Below are 12,721 nucleotides of genomic sequence, written 5' to 3'. Positions count from 1 at the left end.
TCGGGGAGTTGGCGGAAACACAAATATTGTTGACCGAAGCGCGCATGCGCGCCAAGCCACACGGTTCTAGCCTCAAGGCTTCTGTCTCGATGGAGTGGCCTGTGTCGTTGTATGTGTTGTTGATGGTGTGCGGAGGCCTGACGGGCGTCACCACCGTGCTGTTCGGTTTCGGCGGTGGCTTCGTCGTGGTGCCGTTGCTCTACCAGCTCCTGTCGCAGCTGAATGCCGCCGACAGCGCCGTCGGGCAGTCGGCCATGCAGATCGCGGTGGCCACGTCCACCTGCGTGATGATCTTCGGCGCGCTGCTCGCCACGTGGCGCCATCAGCGCGCCGGGACGCTGGACTGGTCGCAAGTCAGGCCGCTGCTGGGCGTGATCGGTGCCGGCGCGGTGCTGGGGGCGCTGGCGGCCACCGCGGTCCATGGGGAATGGCTGCGATGGGCATTCGCGGCGTACCTCGCGCTGACGATCGGGGACTGCTGGCTCCGGCCCGGCTTTCTTTCGCCGACCGTGGCGAGCAAGGCGCCGCCTTCTTTCACCGCCACGGCGCTGTCGGGGTTGGTGATCGGTTGGGTGGCTGCGTTCCTCGGCGTCGGCGGCAGCGTGATGACGGTGCCCCTCATGCGCCGTCGCGGCATCGAGATGAGCCGCGCGACGGCCATGGCCAACCCGCTGTCGCTGCCTGTCGCGCTGGCCGGCACGGCCACCTACGTGGCCCTGTCCGCCACCTCGACGCCCGCGTTCGGGCCGTGGTATCTGGGGTACGTCGATGTGCGCGCGGCAGCGACGCTCGTGGTGGGCTCGTGGATCGGCATTCGCGTCGCCGCGCTGTGGATCGGGCGCATCCCGGACCGCGTCCACGCCAAGGTCTACCTGGCCTTGTTGATCGTGGTGTTCGGGGCGATGGTGGTGCGCTGAGCGCGTGGCCGGCTCAGGTCACTGCCGACGGCGACGTCGAAGGGGCCTTCGCTCGCCGGCCCCTTGCTGTCGCCGATTTGCGCCGCTTCGACCGCCATGTCGCTATGCTGGCGCCCGCCCTCCATCACTCCAAGAAAAGAGACTCTCATGACCCTGCGTACTTCGGCATTCTTCTCGTTGCGTTCCATCGCCCTGGCCTGCGGCCTCGCGCTCGGCGCCGCGGCCTCCGTGCAGGCGGCCCCCGATGCGAAGCTGCTCGCTGCTGCCGAGAAGGCGCAACCCGCCGTCATCGACAACCTGAAGGAAATGGTGTCGATCGAGTCGGGCAGCCTGAACGTCGACGGCCTGATGAAGATGGCCGACGTGATCGAAGGGCGCCTGAAGGCGGCCGGCTTCAAGACGGAGCGCCGCAAGGCTTCGGCCGGCGCGGGTGCCGACATCGTCATCGGCACGATCAAGGGCACGGGCAAGCGCAAGATCATGCTGCAGGGCCACATGGACACGGTGTACGCGCCGGGCATCCTGAACAGCCAGCCCTACAAGGTGGACGGCAACCGCATCTACGGCCCCGGCATTGCCGACGACAAGGGTGGCCTCGCGGTGATGATGGCGTCGCTGAAGATCCTGGCCGACGCCAGCTGGCGCGACTACGACACGCTCACGGTGCTCGTGAATCCCGACGAAGAAGTGGGCTCGGTGGGCTCGGGCGAGCTCATCGCCACCACGGCCGACCTGCACGACACGGTGCTGTCCTTCGAGCCGACGGCCGCGAAGGCCGTGGCCAAGGGCGAGTCGCTGCTGCTCGGCGCGGCCGGCATCGCGCAGGCCACGCTCGAGGTGAAGGGCCGTGCCGCGCACGCCGGTGCCGCGCCCGAGCTGGGCCGCAACGCGCTGTACGAGCTGTCGTACCAGATGCTGCAGACGAAGGACCTCGCCAAGGACATCCCCGGCGTGACGCTGAACTGGACCGTGGCGCGCGCCACCGGCCCGATCAACCAGATCACCGAGAAGGCGCAGGCGCTGGGCGACATCCGTATCACGCAGCCCGGCGCCGAGAAGAAGCTCACCGAGGCGCTGCAGGCCAAGATCGCCAGCGGCAAGCTGATTCCCGACACCGAGACCACGGTGAAGGTCGAGGTGGGCCGCCCGGCGTTTGTCGCGGGCGCCAAGGGCCGTGCGCTGGCCGAGAAGGCGCAGGCGATCTACAAGGAGCTCGACCGCGAACTGGCGCTGACGCCGATGACCGGCGGCGGCACCGACGCGGGCTTCGCGGGCCGCTCGGGCAAGGCCACGGTGGTCGAGAGCTTCGGCCTCGCGGGCTTCGGCTACCACGCACGCGACGAGTACATCGAGGTCGACTCGATCGTGCCGCGCCTGTACCTCGTGACGCGGCTGCTGACCGAGATCGGCAAGAACTGAGGCAGCGCGTGGTGCGCCCGCGGCAGAGGCCGCGGGTTCACTGCTGCCCCGGAGGATCGCCCGGGCGGCGGCGCTGCGCGGCGGCTGCTGCGGCCTGAGCCTGGGCTTGCTGCTGCTGCGCCTGCTGGCGTCGCATCTGTTCCTGTTGTTGCTGTTGCTGGCGCGCCTGGTTCTGCGCCGCCTGTTGTTGTTGCATCTGCTGGCGCTGCATCTGCTCCTGCTGTTGGCGTTGTTGAGCCTGGGCGGCTTGCTGCTGTTGCATCTGCTGCTGGCGCGCCTGTTCCTGCTGGGCCTGACGTTGCTGTTGCGCGGCCTGCGCTTGTGCCTGTTGTTGCTGCTGCATCTGCTGCTGACGACGGGCCTGCTCCTGTTGTTGAGCCTGCTGGGCTTGTTGCTGCGCCTGACGTTGCTGCTGCTGGGCGGCTTGGGCCTGCTGTTGTTCCTGCTGACGCCTTAGCTGCTCCTGCTGCGCTTGTTGCTGCTGCATCTGTTGGCGTCGGCCTTGTTCCTGCTGGTCCTGGCGTTGTTGGCGCAATGCTTGTTCCTGTTGCTGCGCCTGCTGCTGGCGACGCGCCTGTTCTTGCTGGGCTTGTTGCTGTTGCTGTTGCACCTGTTGCCGCCGGGCTTGTTCTTGTTGTGCGTCCTGGCGTTGCCGCTGCGCCTGTTCCTGCTGCTGCTGCTGCTGCTGCTGCTGCTGCTGCTGGCGCTGCTGGTTCTGAGCCGCTTGCTGTTGCTGCATCTGCTGGCGACGGGCCTGGTCCTGCGGGTCCTGGCGTTGGCGCACTGCCTGTTCCTGTTGGGCTTGTTGCTGACGCCGGGCCTGCTCCTGCTGCGCCTGTTGCTGGCGTTGCTGGTTCTGTGCGGCCTGCTGTTGCTGCATCTGCTGGCGGCGGGTTGGGTCCTGCGGGTCCTGCCGTTGACGCAGCGCCTGTTCCTGTTGCGCTTGCTGCTGGCGTCGTGCCTGCTCCTGCTGCGCCTGTTGTTGGCGCTGCTGGTTCTGCGTGGCCTGCTGTTGCTGCATCTGCTGGCGACGGGCTTGTTCCTGCTGATCCTGGCGTTGCCGCAGTGCCTGTTCCTGTTGCGTCTGCTGTTGGCGGCGCGCCTGTTCCTGCTGGGCTTGCTGCTGTTGGCGCTGCTGGTTCTGGGCCGCTTGCTGCTGCATCTGCTGGCGTCGCGCCTGCTCTTGCTGGTCCGTGCGCTGGCGCAAGGCCTGCTCCTGCTGCGCCTGTTGTTGGCGCCGTGCCTGTTCCTGTTGCACCTGCTGTTGTTCGCGCAACTGGTTCTGGGTCACCTGCTGCTGCATCAGCGCCTGTTGCTGCTGGGCGCGTGCCTGTTGTTGTTGCAGCTGCTGTTGTTGTTGCTGCGCGGCCTGCCATGCCGCCGCACCGGTTGGCGGGGCGTTGCGATCGCTCCCGTAGTTGTTGTTGTAGACGTTGCGCACGTTGTTGACGACGGTGGTCGAGCGCGAGACGTACGTGCTGTTGTTGTAGACGACCGCAGGCCGGTAGGCGGGCGGCGGCGGTGCCGCGCGGTCGCGCCAGCGCGGTGCGCCCCAGTTCATGTTCCAGGCGTTCCAGCCCCAGCCGTGGCGCTCCAGCGCCGAGCCGACGATCACGCCGCTGCCGAAAGCGAGGGCGCCCACGGCGGCCACCTGGCCGCGGCTGTAGCCGGGCTCGGGCGGTGGGGGCGGCGGTGCATAGGCATAGCCGGGGTAGACGGGCACGGGCATGTCGTACACCACCTGCGGGTCGTAGCGCGGCACGTACACCACGTCGGGCTGCACGGGCTCGATGGTGATGAACTCTTCGGGCGGCTCGATCACCGCAGGGCCCGCGTACATCGGCTGCATGTCGGGTGCGGGCGTGTAGTTCGACGGCGTCGCGGCGCGCGCCACGCGCAGCTTGTCGTTGTTCTTGAGGCGGCCGGCTTTCGACGCGCGCTGGCGCATCACCTGGATCGCGTTCATCACGTCGGCCGGGTCGTTGTAGTAAGCCTTGCCCAGCGATTCGGTCCATGCGATGTTGCCGGCCATCTGCTCCATCACGGGCCGGAACGCGGTCAGCGACTTCACGCTCGGGTCCCACGGCTGCTGGTTGGCCGCGTCGGCGAGCGGGCCGGCCTTGAGCGTGCGGTTCTGCTGCAGCCAGTCGTGCGCCGCGGTGATCTGCTCGGGATAGGTGGCGCCGGCCAGGACCTGCGCGACGAGCTTGTCGGGGTACAGCGCGATGGGCGCGACCAGCTGGTAGAGCTGCTCGGCCGAGGGCGGTGTGTAGGCGGCCGGCACCGGGGCCGCGGCGGGCGCAGGTGCGGCGGCGGGTGCTTCAGCAGCGGCTGGAGGCGGCGGCGCAGGCTTGTCGCAGCCTGCAATGAACAACGCTGCGACGCACAGCGAGGCCATGAGGCGCCGCTGAAGCAGGGGGAGGCGGGGAGAGGGTGTCATCTGGCATGTCCTGAAGACGCCGGCGTGGTGCCCGGAACTCCTTCAACGGCGGGCCAGGGCAGGCGATGACAGAGCCTGCGCCTGTGATGCAACGGTCTGTGTCGGCGGTGCGCCGCCTGTCCTGTCGGCGCAGGACCACGAGACCTCGCGAACGCGTTGTTACTTGGCGCCGCCCGAATACTTGGTCACGCTGCTCGCCTTCACGTGGTAACCGCTCACGCCCATCATCGAGTCGTTGCGCAGCGTCTGCAGCTTGCCGGTGACCCACACGGTGTCCATGGCGCGGAACTTGGCGCCCTTCTGCGGAATGACGTGCAGGATCTGGTTGGCCGGCGGCGGTGGCGTGTGGATGCAGGCGCCGAAGTAGGGCACGAGCAGAAACTCGGTGACCTCGCCCTTGGCCTCTTCGAGCGGCACGATGAAGCCGGGGATCTTCACTTCCACGCCGTTGAGCGCGGGGTTGGTGGGCGCGTTGTTCGACACCTCCTGCATCTTCATGAGCAGCTCGTTGGCGCGCGGGTCGCCGTCGTCGAGCGTGCTCAGGTCGATGCCCTTGAAGGCCTTGGCCGGGTCCCAGTCCTTGGGCACGAGTTCTTCCCAGCTGATCTGGCGCGGCTGGCCCGACGCGGCCTGCGGTGCGGCTGCAGCCGGCTTGCCGCCGAGCGGGTTGGTCGCGGTGGTGTCCTTCGGTGCCGGGTCGGCGGCCCAGGCGGCGGCTGCGAGGCCGGCGCCGGCCAGCAGCACCGACAGGGCGGTGAGCACGCGGGGTGTAGGGGTCTTCGTCATGGTCAGATTCTCGGAGAAAGGCCGTCGGCCAGCGACAGGCGATAGGCCCGGATGCCGGGCAGCAGGCTCGCGAGCCAGCCCGCGACCAGCAGGCTCGCCGTCAGCAGCCATTCGTTCAGTGTAGGTTCGGACAGGCTCAGTGTCAGTCCGAACTGCGACTGCAGCCATGGCGAGAGCAGGGCGATGCCGAGCACCGTCATGGTCACGCCGAGCAGCACGCCCAGCACGGTGACCAGCGCGCCTTCGAGTGCGAGCAGCGCCAGCACATGGCGCAGGCCCGCGCCCACGGCGCGCAGCACGGCGAGCTCGCGGCGGCGTTCGTTCAGGCCGGCCATCACCACCGACACCAAGCCCGCAAGGCTCACGAGCGCGACCAATGCGGACATCAGCAGCAGCGCGTTCTCGCCGATGCCGATCACGCTCCACAGTTCGTCGAGCGCCACGCCGGGCAGGATGGCCATGAGCGGTTCGCCGGTGTAGGTCGAAATCCAGCGCTGCACGCCGAACACGGCGGCGCGGTTCTTCAGGCCCACCAGCGCGGCCGTCACATTCTTGGGCGTGAGGTCGAACTTGCGCACCTGCTCGGCCGGAATCTTCACGCCCGGCATCGGCGCACCGCCCACCCATTCGAGGTGGATGGCTTCCATCGCCGCGAGGCCGATGTGCACGGTGCGGTCGACCGGCGTGCCGGTGCGCGCGAGCACGCCCACCACGGTGAAGGGCTTGTCGGCATGCTCGGCCACGTTGAGCTCGCCGCTGCCGTGCGCCAGCGTGATCTTCTGGCCCACGTGGTAGCCGAGCTTGTCGGCCACTTCGGCGCCGACCACGGCATCGAACAGCGCGTCGAAGGGCTTGCCTTCGCGCAGCTTCAATGTCTGGCGGTCGCCGTAGCGGAAGTGCGAGAAGTACTCGGGCGTGGTCGCAAGCACCGAGAAGCCGCGGTGCGAATCGCCCAGCGACAGCGGCACCACCCAGTCGACACCGGGGTGCGCCTGCAGCGCCTGCACGCTCTTCCACGAGATGTTGTTGGTGGCCGCGCCGATGCGGAACACCGAGTACAGCAGCAGTTGCGTGGAGCCGGTGCGCGCGCCGACGATCAGGTCGGTGCCCGAGACCGACGACGCGAAGTTCTCGCGCAGCTCGGTGCGGATGCGCTCGACGCCGAGCAGCAAAAAGGTCGACAGTGCGATCGAGAAGACGGTGAGCGCGAGCGTGAAGCGGCGGTTCCAGGCGCTGCGCCATGCAATGGAGAACAACGCCTTCATGCGTCCACCGCCATCGCGCTGCTTGCCGCACGGTTGATCTCCGGCAGCAGCACGTGCCGCGCGAAGCGTGGCGCGATGCGCTGGTCGTGGCTCACGAACACGAGCGCGCTGTGGTTCACGGCGCAGGCCGTGAGCAGCACGTCGAGAAAGGCTTCGCGCCGGTCTTCGTCGAGTGCGGACGTGGGCTCGTCGGCGATCACGACCTCGGGCTGGCCGATGAGCGCGCGCGCCGCGGCCACACGCTGTTGCTGGCCCACCGAGAGCTGCAGCGCCTGGCGCTTCCACAGCGTGCGGTCCAGGCCCATCTGGTCGAGCAGGTGTTCCGCTTCATCGCGCGAGCTGCCGTTGCGCGCAGCCTGCGCCTCGCGCCGCGCCGAGAAGCGGCAGGGCAGCAGCACGTTGTCGAGCACGCTCAGGTAGGGCAGCAGGTTGAACTGCTGGAAGATGTAGCCCACGTGCGCCACACGGCAGCGGTCGCGCTGCGTGCCCGAGAGCTTGGACCAGTCGTGGCCCAGCAGCGTGACGCGGCCTTCGTCGGCCACCAGCACGCCGGCCAGCAGCGACAGCAAGGTGCTCTTGCCGCAGCCGCTCGGGCCGTGCAGGAACACGGATTCGCCCGCCGTGATGCGCAGGGCTTCGATGTCGATGCACGGTGTCTTCACGCCGGGCCAGGTGAAGCGCAGGGCTTCGGCGGCGAGCACGACGCGCAAGGGCGCTGTGGTGTCGGCCTGCGGGGCGGTGCTCACGCTGTCACTTGCCCAGCGTCAGGCGGGAAGGCTGCGCGGCCTGCGCGCCGCTCGGGCGCTTCAGCTGGCGCTTGAACTGGCCTTGCGCGCTGGCGATCTGCACGTCGATCTGGCGTGCGCCCTTGAAGGCCGGAAACAGGTTCACGTCGATGAACTTCGCGGCGGCGGCCTGGGTGCAGTTGAAGGAGAAAGAAGCGTCGAGGTCCGCGTGGCCGCTCGATTCGGCGGGGTCGGGGTTGCCCAGGCCGAGCGCGCCGGAGCGCAGGTCGACGGGGCCGAGCTTGCAGTTGGCGGCGGGGTCGATGGTGAACAGCTTGTCGGCCGCGCGCAGCTGGGCGATGGCGGCCTCGACGGTCTTCTTCTCGGCGTCGGTCTTGGGCGCGCGTTCGAAGCCGACGATGTTGTCCAGCGGCGATTCCATGGCAATCACGATGGTGGGCCCGTCGATCGCCACGTCGAGCTTGAGCTGGCCATGCACATGCGCGTGCTGTTGCTGGGCCTGGGCGGGAAGGGCGGCGGCCGCGAGCAATGCGGCGGCGGCCAATGCGAAGCCGGATGAAATGCGTCGAAGTCGGGTATGCATCATGGTTCTGCGCCTTGCCGGGTCGGCAGCCCCGGCGTGTTGCTCCATTCGCTCCAGCTGCCGGCATAGAGCGCGGTCGTCCCGAGCCCCGCGATCTGCATCGCGAGCAGGTTGGGCACGGCGCTCACGCCGCTGCCGCACTGGTGGACGACGGTCGCCGCATCGCGACCTGCAAGCAGTGCTTCGAACTCGGCGCGCAGTTGCGCGGCGGGCTTGAACTTGCCGTCGGGACCGATGTTGTCGGCGAAGGGCCGGTTCAGGGCCCCGGGGATGTGACCCGCGATCGGGTCCAGAGGTTCCACCTCGCCGCGATATCGTGCGCCGGCCCGTGCGTCGATCAGCTGCTGGTCAGGTTGGCCGAGTCGACGCAACACAGTGTCGGTAGTGACGAGCTTCGCCAAGGGCTCGCCCTGTACGAAGTTCGACTGAAAGCGCGCGGGCTCTTCGCGGTCGGTCACTTCGCCGCCCGCGGCCTGCCAGGCCTGCAGGCCGCCGTCGAGCACGGCCACGGCGTCGTGGCCCATCCACTTGAGCATCCACCACAGGCGCCCGCAGTAGTTGGCGCCGTTGCGGTCGTACACCACGGCCTGCATCTCGTTGGAGAAACCCACCGACGACAGCCACGTCGCGAACTTCTCGCGGCTGGGCAGCGGGTGGCGTCCGCCCGAGGCGGGCACGCCGTCGTCCTGTGCCACCACCACATCGCCGTGTGCGCCCGGCAGGCCATGCCTGGCGCTGAGGTCGGTGTCGAGGTTGGCGTACTGCGCGCCCGGGATGTGCGCGGCGGCATACAGCTGCGCGCCGGCTTCGGGCTTCATGAGCTCGAAGCTGCAGTCGAACACCATGAGGGGCGAGTCGCCCTCGCGCAGCTGTCTCAGTTGTTCGACGGAGATGAGGGTGGTGTACATGGCGAGAGCTCCTTCGAAAAAATGATCGGCGATGGGTGCCGTGGCTGCTGCGTTCAGTGTTCCTCGGCCGGCGCCTTCGGCACGGCCCGCTGGCGCAGCACCGTGGCTGCGATGCCGCTGGCGATGATCAGCGCCATGCCGGCCCAGCCGGTGGCGTCGATGCGGTCGTCGAACAGCACCACGCTGTAGAAGGCCGCGAACACGATGCCCGAATACTGCAGGTTGGCGACCACCAGTGTGCCCGCCTGGGTCTTCGCGGTGGCGTAGGCGCGGGTCATGCACAGCTGTCCGAGAGCAGCCAGCAGGCCGATCGGCAGCAGCCACAGCGCATGCTGCCACGTCCACGAACTGCCGCCCGAAAACCCGGTCGCGGCCGTGGCGAAGGCGCCGGCCACGGCGGAGCCCACCGCAAAGTAGAAGACCGTGCGCAGCTCGGGCTCGCCGATGCGCGACAGCGCCACCACCTGCATGTAGGCAAAGGCGGCCGTGACGCCCGACAGCAGGCCCAGCATGCCGGCAAAACCGTCGCCGCCGCCGACCGTGGGCTTGAGCATGAGCACCACGCCGGCAAAGCCCGCAAGCACCGTCATCACCAGCGGGCCCTGCAGCGGCGGGCGCTCGATGCGGCCGTCGCGCCCGGGCACCGGCACCCAGGCCAGCAGCGCACCGCCGACCAGGAAGGCCGCGACCCACACGCTGCTCATGTAGTTGAGCGTGACCGCCGTGGCCAGCGGCATGTGGGCGATGGCATAGAACCATGCGCCCAGCGACACCACGCCGATGGTGCTGCGCCAGGCATGCATGCCGGGGTATTTGGTGGCGAGCGAGGTGCCGCGGTTGCGCGCCAGCAGCCAGAGAAACACGATGCCGATGAGGCCGCGCCCCAGGACCATCTCACCGCTGTTGAACCATTCCGAGGCAATCTTCACGACCACGCTCATGGTGGCGAACAGAAAGGCCCCGAGCACCATCCACAGCGCTTGCATCGATTGATATCCAGATCAGAAAAAAGAAAGCCCCGGCGGGTGCGGGGCGAGAGAGGCGAGGGTCAGACGGGTGGTTGCTGCATGGCGTTGCGGTACCACTCGTGGAACTGCTGCATGCCGTCTTCCATGGGGCTCTGGTAAGGGCCCGTTTCGTTGTCGCCGCGCAGCATGAGCGCGCGGCGGCCGGCGTCCATGCGCTCGGCGATCTCGTCGTCTTCCACGCAGGTTTCCATGTAGGCGGCCTGCTGGGCCTCGACGAACTCGCGCTCGAAGGCGACGATTTCCTCGGGGTAGAAGAACTCGACCATGTTGAGCGTCTTGGTCGGGCTCACCGGGTGCAGCGTCGACACGGTGAGCACGTGCGGGTACCACTCGATCATCACGTGCGGGTAGTAGGTGAGCCAGATCGCGCCGTACTTCGGCGGCTTGCCGTCGCGGTACTTGAGCAACTGCTCCTGCCACTTCTGGTAGACCGGGCTGCCCGCGCGGCCCAGGCGGTTGGCCACGCCCACCGTCTGCACCGAGAACTCGGGCTTGAACTCCCAGCGCAGGTCGTCGCAGGTGACGAAGCTGCCCAGGCCGGGGTGGAACGGGCCGACGTGGTAGTCCTCGAGATAGACCTCGATGAAGGTCTTCCAGTTGTAGTTGCACTCGTGCAGCTCGACGCGGTCGAGCGCGTAGCCCGAGAAGTCGAGGTCGGCCTGCGGGCCCAGGCCGGCCATGTCGGCCGCCACGTCGCGGCCGCTGCCGTCGGCGTTCTTCTCGAACAGAAGGCCGTTCCACTCGGTGAGCGGGTAGTTGTGCAGGTTCAGGCACGGGTCCTGGTCGAAATGCGGGGCGCCGATCAGCGTGCCGGTGGTGCGCGCGTCTTTCGCGGCGTAGGTCCAGCGGTGCAGCGGGCAGACGATGTTGCCGCCGGTCTGCGCGTCGAGCTGGCCCCGGCCCTGCAGGATGAGGGCCTGCCGGTGGCGGCAGACGTTCGAGATGAGCTCCACGCCCTTGGGCGTGTGGACCAGCGCGCGGCCCTGGTGTTCTTGCGGCAGGGTGTGGAAGTCACCTGGCTCGGGCACGGCCAGTCGGTGCCCGACGTAGCGGGGCCCTCGCGCAAAAAGGTTCTGCATTTCGCGGGCGTACAAGGCCTCGTCGAAATACGCGGTAACTGGAAGTTGGCTCGCGGCCTGCTGCAGTTGAAGACTTAAATCAGACATGGAGGACCTGACCAAGCTCCCCACAGGGAGAAAAAAGAAAAACGGAAGGCGCCGTCTGCATGGGTGACGGCCCGAAGAGGTGTGCCGGCGTGACCGGCGGGGGAAGCGGGGATTGTACCCGGGGGGCATTTTTGCGCCCGCCGGGGTTTTGCCTCGCATCGCCGGGCGTCATACAGGGTGTTGCAAAGGGCAACGCGGGCGTGCGCGGGCCGCTCGGCGGTTCGTTGCGCCCCCGCCCTAAAATGCTTCGTTTCATCCACGATTCGTTGCATGCCCAAGGTGCCTTCTCCTTCCACGACCCGCCCGGCGGCGACGCCCGACACAGGCCCGCTGCCCGCCAGCTACGAAGCCGGGCTCCAGGAACTGGAACAACTGGTTGCAGAACTCGAATCGGGCCAGCTGCCGCTGGACCAGCTGCTGGGCAGCTACCAGCGCGGCGCCGCACTGCTCGGCTTCTGCCGCGACAAGCTGCAGGCGGTCGAAGACCAGATCAAGGTGCTCGACGCCGGCAGCCTCAAGCCCTGGACGGCCGAATGAGCGCCGTCCCGATGACTTCCACCGCCACCACTCCCTGGGACGCGAAGACGCTGGCCAACTGGGCCGAGCCGCATCTGGCCACGGTCGAAGCGGCGCTGTCGCGCTGGGTCGGCGTCGATGCGCCGGTGCTGCTGGGCGACGCCATGCGCTATGCCGTGCTCGACGGCGGCAAGCGGCTGCGGCCGCTGCTGGTGCTCGCAGCCAATGAAGCGGTCGGCGGCAACGCCCACGCCGCGCTGCGTGCGGCCTGCGCCACCGAACTCATCCACGCCTATTCGCTGGTGCACGACGACCTGCCGTGCATGGACAACGACGTGCTGCGCCGCGGCAAGCCCACGGTGCACGTGAAGTTCGGCGAGGCCGACGCGCTGCTCGCGGGCGACGCGCTGCAGGCACTGGCCTTCGAACTGCTCGCGCCCGAGGGCGACGAGGTGCCCGCCGCGATGCAGGCGCTGCTGTGCCGCCTGCTGGCGCGAGCGGCCGGCAGCCAGGGCATGGCCGGCGGCCAGGCGATCGACCTGGCCAGCGTCGGCATCGCACTGAACGAAGCCCAGCTGCGCGAAATGCACCGCCTGAAGACCGGCGCGCTGCTGCAAGGCAGCGTCGAGATGGGCGCCGCCTGCGGCACCGTGTCGCCGGTCGCATTGGCGGCGCTGCGCGACTACGGCGCCGCCATCGGCCTGGCGTTCCAGGTGGTCGACGACATCCTCGACGTCACGGCCGACTCGCACACCCTGGGCAAGACCGCCGGCAAGGATGCCGCGGCCGACAAGCCCACCTACGTGTCGCTGCTCGGCCTGGACGGCGCGCGCGCGCAGGCGAGCCAATTGCTCGCCGACGCGATTGCCGCGCTGAACAAGAGCGGCTTGCCCGACACTGCCGCATTGCGCGCCCTGGCCCACATGGTGGTCGACCGCGACCGCTGA

At 68.5% G+C, this 12,721-nt stretch carries 12 protein-coding genes; 4 read left to right on the top strand and 8 right to left on the bottom strand.

The annotated features are described in order from the left end of the window. Positions 1-8: 8 nt before the first annotated feature. Complete coding sequence (locus tag GFK26_RS31315; protein ID WP_153285391.1) at positions 9-917, top strand: sulfite exporter TauE/SafE family protein; 909 nt, start codon at positions 9-11, stop codon at positions 915-917. Between the two features lie 147 nt (positions 918-1,064). Further along, complete coding sequence (locus GFK26_RS31310) at positions 1,065-2,336, top strand: glutamate carboxypeptidase (protein ID WP_153285390.1); 1,272 nt, start codon at positions 1,065-1,067, stop codon at positions 2,334-2,336. Between the two features lie 37 nt (positions 2,337-2,373). Here the strand turns inward: GFK26_RS31310 and GFK26_RS31305 are convergent, their stop codons facing one another. From GFK26_RS31305 to GFK26_RS31270, 8 genes are all read right to left on the bottom strand, one after another. Beyond that, the gene (locus GFK26_RS31305) at positions 2,374-4,776 is read right to left on the bottom strand and encodes a DUF3300 domain-containing protein (RefSeq protein ID WP_153285389.1); all 2,403 of its coding nucleotides are present in this window, start codon (positions 4,774-4,776) and stop codon (positions 2,374-2,376) included. A 159-nt stretch (positions 4,777-4,935) separates the two neighbouring features. Next, positions 4,936-5,562 (bottom strand): DUF3299 domain-containing protein, encoded by a 627-nt coding sequence (locus GFK26_RS31300; protein ID WP_153285388.1) that lies wholly within the window; start codon positions 5,560-5,562, stop codon positions 4,936-4,938. Positions 5,563-5,564: 2 nt separating this feature from the next. After that, positions 5,565-6,827 (bottom strand): ABC transporter permease, encoded by a 1,263-nt coding sequence (locus tag GFK26_RS31295; protein ID WP_153285387.1) that lies wholly within the window; start codon positions 6,825-6,827, stop codon positions 5,565-5,567. Then, positions 6,824-7,573 carry an ABC transporter ATP-binding protein gene (locus GFK26_RS31290; RefSeq protein WP_153285386.1) on the bottom strand — a complete coding sequence of 250 codons (750 nt, stop codon included), beginning with the start codon at positions 7,571-7,573 and terminating at the stop codon, positions 6,824-6,826. The genes GFK26_RS31295 and GFK26_RS31290 overlap by 4 nt, the downstream gene beginning before the upstream one ends. A gap of 4 nt (positions 7,574-7,577) precedes the next feature. Then, positions 7,578-8,159, bottom strand: a complete 582-nt coding sequence (locus GFK26_RS31285; protein ID WP_153285385.1) for a DUF2796 domain-containing protein — start codon at positions 8,157-8,159, stop codon at positions 7,578-7,580. Then, a complete protein-coding gene (locus GFK26_RS31280; protein WP_153285384.1) occupies positions 8,156-9,064 on the bottom strand; it encodes a sulfurtransferase in 909 nt (302 codons plus the stop codon). The genes GFK26_RS31285 and GFK26_RS31280 overlap by 4 nt, the downstream gene beginning before the upstream one ends. Before the next feature lie 53 nt (positions 9,065-9,117). After that, positions 9,118-10,050 carry a DMT family transporter gene (locus tag GFK26_RS31275; protein ID WP_228121820.1) on the bottom strand — a complete coding sequence of 311 codons (933 nt, stop codon included), beginning with the start codon at positions 10,048-10,050 and terminating at the stop codon, positions 9,118-9,120. 62 nt (positions 10,051-10,112) lie between these two features. Continuing rightward, the gene (locus GFK26_RS31270) at positions 10,113-11,258 is read right to left on the bottom strand and encodes an aromatic ring-hydroxylating oxygenase subunit alpha (RefSeq protein ID WP_153285383.1); all 1,146 of its coding nucleotides are present in this window, start codon (positions 11,256-11,258) and stop codon (positions 10,113-10,115) included. Positions 11,259-11,528: 270 nt separating this feature from the next. Between GFK26_RS31270 and xseB the strand changes: the two genes are divergently transcribed. Together xseB and GFK26_RS31260 are read left to right on the top strand one after the other, a co-directional pair. Beyond that, on the top strand, positions 11,529-11,795 hold the full coding sequence (xseB, locus tag GFK26_RS31265) for an exodeoxyribonuclease VII small subunit (RefSeq protein ID WP_153285382.1): 267 nt from the start codon (positions 11,529-11,531) through the stop codon (positions 11,793-11,795). Between the two features lie 11 nt (positions 11,796-11,806). Further along, complete coding sequence (locus GFK26_RS31260; protein ID WP_153285381.1) at positions 11,807-12,721, top strand: polyprenyl synthetase family protein; 915 nt, start codon at positions 11,807-11,809, stop codon at positions 12,719-12,721.

Origin of the sequence: Variovorax paradoxus (assembly GCF_009498455.1) — a bacterium.
Lineage (GTDB): Bacteria > Pseudomonadota > Gammaproteobacteria > Burkholderiales > Burkholderiaceae_C > Variovorax > Variovorax paradoxus_H.
This window is presented reverse-complemented; position numbering and strand designations above follow the sequence as displayed.